The sequence below is a fragment of the Endozoicomonas sp. SESOKO1 genome, assembly GCF_024606265.1.
Lineage (GTDB): Bacteria > Pseudomonadota > Gammaproteobacteria > Pseudomonadales > Endozoicomonadaceae > Endozoicomonas.
In genome coordinates this window covers 1-3,708 of sequence record NZ_JAHHPP010000110.1, presented here as the reverse complement: position 1 = coordinate 3,708, position 3,708 = coordinate 1, and the positions used below count along the sequence as shown (strand labels likewise).

The window sequence follows — 3,708 nt, the reverse complement described above, 5'->3', positions numbered from 1 at the left end:
CGGTGGTGGCGTCTGCGGCAAGATAGATGCCGTAAGACCCGGTGCCAGAAACGGTAATATCTGCCCGGTTGTACAAATGGCCAGATGTCACGCCTTGATATGTGATGCCGTTACCGTTGGCGACCAGAATGTCCTTCGAATTGGTGTAATTTCCCGCTCCGGGTGTGATCGTAGAGCAAACCGTTCCTTCCGGACAAACTTCAGTGGCAATGGCTCCAGCAGAGAAAACTGTAGACCCCATGGCTACCGCAACAGCCAGCAAACTTTTCGTAAAGACAGCATTGGACGACATAATAATTTCCCAATCTTTTAAATGTGTTTAAACCGGTCCTTTGCGGAGCGTCAGAAAACGAAGTTCAGACCAAGGCGGAAGTACTGGCTGTGGCCATCGTCTTTTTTGGATTCCGGGGTGAATTTGCTGTGTTCGATGTAGTACTCACCGTTGACGCGAATGGCATCGGTGATCGGGTAGTTCATCTGCAGGGCATAACGGGTGGTTTTGCTTTCCTGGTCTGCTGCGCTTTCATACCATTTATCCTGGTGACCATACCCCACCGGTATACGAATGTAAGGTTGAATGCTCAGGCCATTGGCGAAGCGATGGTGGTAGTAACCGCGAATCTGGGTACTGCCTTTGCTGCCACCGGTCCCCCACATATCCCCCCTATCCTGAAGAACCCCGTTGTCATAAAAGGATACGGTCATATGGGCGAAGTTTGAGAGGTAATAACGAACGCCCTGCTCAATTTCCCAGCCATAACCATCGCTGCGAATGGTTTCCAGAGCCAGTTTGCCTGATATTATTTTTGATGACTCGCGGGTCTCTTTGGTCATACTGAAGGACCAGTCCCCCCATAAGCCCCAATTGCCCCCCAGGGCCAGGATATGGTTCAAATCAATACCGTATTGGTCATTGAGCAGACGACCGGCAGAAGCAGCATTGTAGAGTGTCTCGTCACGGCGTACTTTAACGCCAGTCTGTACCCAGCCATTGGCAAAACGGTAGCGGTAACTGGCTCCCAGATCGGTTCGGCTGTAGGTCTGGCCACTGTCGTGATTTCGCTTACGCACCCCCAGGTCAAAATACCAGTTGGAGCCGTCCGGATTCAGGGTTAAATCAATACGAGGCCCGGCATAGTTATAAGAGTCACCGCTGCCGTAGTCGCCTACCTCATAACTGGTGTTCAAACTGACTTTGGCTGCACTGGCACTGGAGGCCATAGTCATGGCAGTCAGTCCAGCGAGAACGCTGTAACCAATAGACTGAATTCCGGGTTTCATTTTCATGCTATTTTGAAGGCCTGTTATAAGTTGAAAATATTTCGCAGCCCATAATACTTACGAATCCTTTTTTTATGTTGATTTGTGTCAAGATGAGTAAAGGAATATGTTTAAAAAAAGAGCAGGTGGAAGGGTTTTGTTTTTATGTGCTTCTATATGAAAGCTTTTTTATTATTTATTTTGTGAGCTCACCGGTTATTGATGAGCTCTGGTTTCATTATCTTTCTTTTATTCAGTCAATGGTTTCTGCCAGGTTGATCAGCACATTGCGCAGCAGTGTCAGCCGGGGTTCGATGGAGTCCAGTACCAGAAACTCGTTACGGCTGTGCATGGCACCGCCAATAGGGCCCAGGCCATCAATCGTGGGCACGCCCAGCGAGCCTGTCAGGTTGGCATCGGAACCGCCACCGACGGCCTGCCAGGTGATGTTCAGGCCCATATCCTCACCGGTTTTTTCAATCAGGGCCATCAGCTTTTCACTGCCTTCATTCGGGGTAAAGGCCGGTTTGTGGGCTTCGCGGGTCAGCTTGATTTCAACGCCCTGCAGTGAAGGGGTTGCCACCATGTGCTGGATCTTCTGTTCCAGGCGGCCATAGTCATCGTTATCCCAGAAGCGGATATCCAGGACAGTGGACGCATAGTCAGGTACTACATTACCGGCAGAGCCACCCTTCACAACACCGAAGTTCAGGGTGGTACCCGTGTCAAAGTTGGTTTCCCGGTTCAGTGTGGTGATCCAGTGCGCCAGCTCGGTAATGGCAGAAATACCTTTTTCTGGCTCGTTACCGGCGTGAGCTGCCTTGCCTTTGAATTCGACCTGGTAAGATGCCATGCCTTTACGGGCTTTAACCAGTGAACCATCCGCACGGGCCGCTTCAGCCACCAGCACATAGCGGCTCTTGCTGGCGATGCTCTTGAGCCAGTCGCCGGAGTAGATTGAGCCGATCTCTTCATCCGGATTCATACAGACACAGATGCTCAGACGATCAGCGACGTCTTCTGGCAGCTGGCTGATGGCCCTGAACATATTCAGCTGGCCGGATTTCATATCAGCAACCCCCGGACCATAAGCCTTTTCACCGTCGTGGGTCAGGGACCATTCGGCCACCGTGCCTTCCGGGAAAACGGTATCCAGGTGGCCGATCAGCATGATGTCGTATGCTTCGGCTTCCGGCTTGTTGGTTGCCAGCAGGCCGGGGCCTACTTTCTCATCAAAGGTATGGCGGGTAACCTGCCAGCCGATACCCTGGTATTTTTCGGTCATGATATCAGCAACCTTGCTGACACCAGCGGGGGTCCAGGTACCGCAATCGACGTTAATCAGAGGCTTCAGTTCTTCCAGATATTGATCCAGATTGAAGTGTTGATCACTCATGATGGTTCACTTTTCCTGCTGTTGGGTTAGGCTGCTTACCGGAACAGATACAGCGGTGATGATTATCATGAATAGCCGCTGGCTTTTCTGGCAAAGCTCAATTTATGATCTTTGTACCAAATGCAGAGACGGTTGTACTGACGTTTAGGTAGAATTCCTGATCAGTAATTACCGTTTGTCAGCAACCTACGGAGAAGCAGTGAAGAGATGAAATTGTACGCAAGGCAGCATGGGCATGGGCAGGAGGCTGATGTGATCAGCCTGCATGGTCTGTTTGGCTCTCAGGAGAATCTGGGTATGATCAACCGCGGTCTTGCTGAATCATTTCGTGTTCATGGGCTGGATCTGCGAAATCATGGCCGCTCTCCCCATGATGAAGCCATGAACTATGTGGCCATGGCCGACGATGTTCTGGAATATATGGATGACAACCAGCTTGAGAACGTGCATTTGGTTGGCCATTCCATGGGCGGTAAGGTGGCGATGACGGTTGCCCTGAAGGCACCAGAGCGCGTTAACAGGTTGGCGGTGATCGATATTGCGCCGGTGACTTACTGGGAAAGGCGGCACGACAGTATTCTTGAGGGGTTATCGTTGATGCCGTTGAACAGGCTGAAAAGCCGCAGCGAAGCAGATGGTTTTCTGGAAGCCTATGAACCAGAGCAAGGTGTGCGTCAGTTCCTGCTGAAAAACCTCTATCGTGATGACCAGGGTAACTATCGCTGGCGGATGAACCTGCCGGCGATCATGACACATTACATGGAGATCCTTGCCGGGCAGCAGTCTGATATTGGTTTTGCCAATGACACCCTGTTTATAAAGGGAGGAGAATCGGACTATATGTTGCCGGAGCACCGAGAGCGGGTGCTTGCACTCTTTCCATCAGCCTCTGTAAGGGTGATACCGGGAGCAGGGCACTGGGTTCACGCCCAGAAACCGGAGTTGGTGACTCGTACACTGTTGCGCTTTCTTGGGTGAGTTATTGAGATCCGCCGGTGAGAGGCAACACTGGCGGCTCTTTGCCGTGAAAAATATTTTGCGTAACCATTTTT

Annotated in this window: 4 protein-coding genes; 1 reads left to right on the top strand and 3 read right to left on the bottom strand. The window is 51.2% G+C overall.

Annotated elements, in window-relative coordinates:
* The 3 genes from KDK13_RS05865 to KDK13_RS05855 all read right to left on the bottom strand — a co-directional run.
* A partial coding sequence (locus KDK13_RS05865; protein ID WP_257284029.1) for a hypothetical protein occupies positions 1-292 on the bottom strand: 292 nt, incomplete at its 3' end.
* A gap of 50 nt (positions 293-342) precedes the next feature.
* On the bottom strand, positions 343-1,287 hold the full coding sequence (locus KDK13_RS05860; RefSeq protein ID WP_257284027.1) for a hypothetical protein: 945 nt from the start codon (positions 1,285-1,287) through the stop codon (positions 343-345).
* A 226-nt stretch (positions 1,288-1,513) separates the two neighbouring features.
* Positions 1,514-2,656: a M20 family metallopeptidase gene (locus tag KDK13_RS05855; protein WP_257284026.1), complete on the bottom strand. Its 1,143-nt coding sequence runs from the start codon at positions 2,654-2,656 to the stop codon at positions 1,514-1,516.
* 207 nt (positions 2,657-2,863) lie between these two features.
* Between KDK13_RS05855 and KDK13_RS05850 the strand changes: the two genes are divergently transcribed.
* Complete coding sequence (locus tag KDK13_RS05850) at positions 2,864-3,634, top strand: alpha/beta fold hydrolase (protein ID WP_257284025.1); 771 nt, start codon at positions 2,864-2,866, stop codon at positions 3,632-3,634.
* The last annotated feature ends 74 nt before the right edge of the window (positions 3,635-3,708 follow it).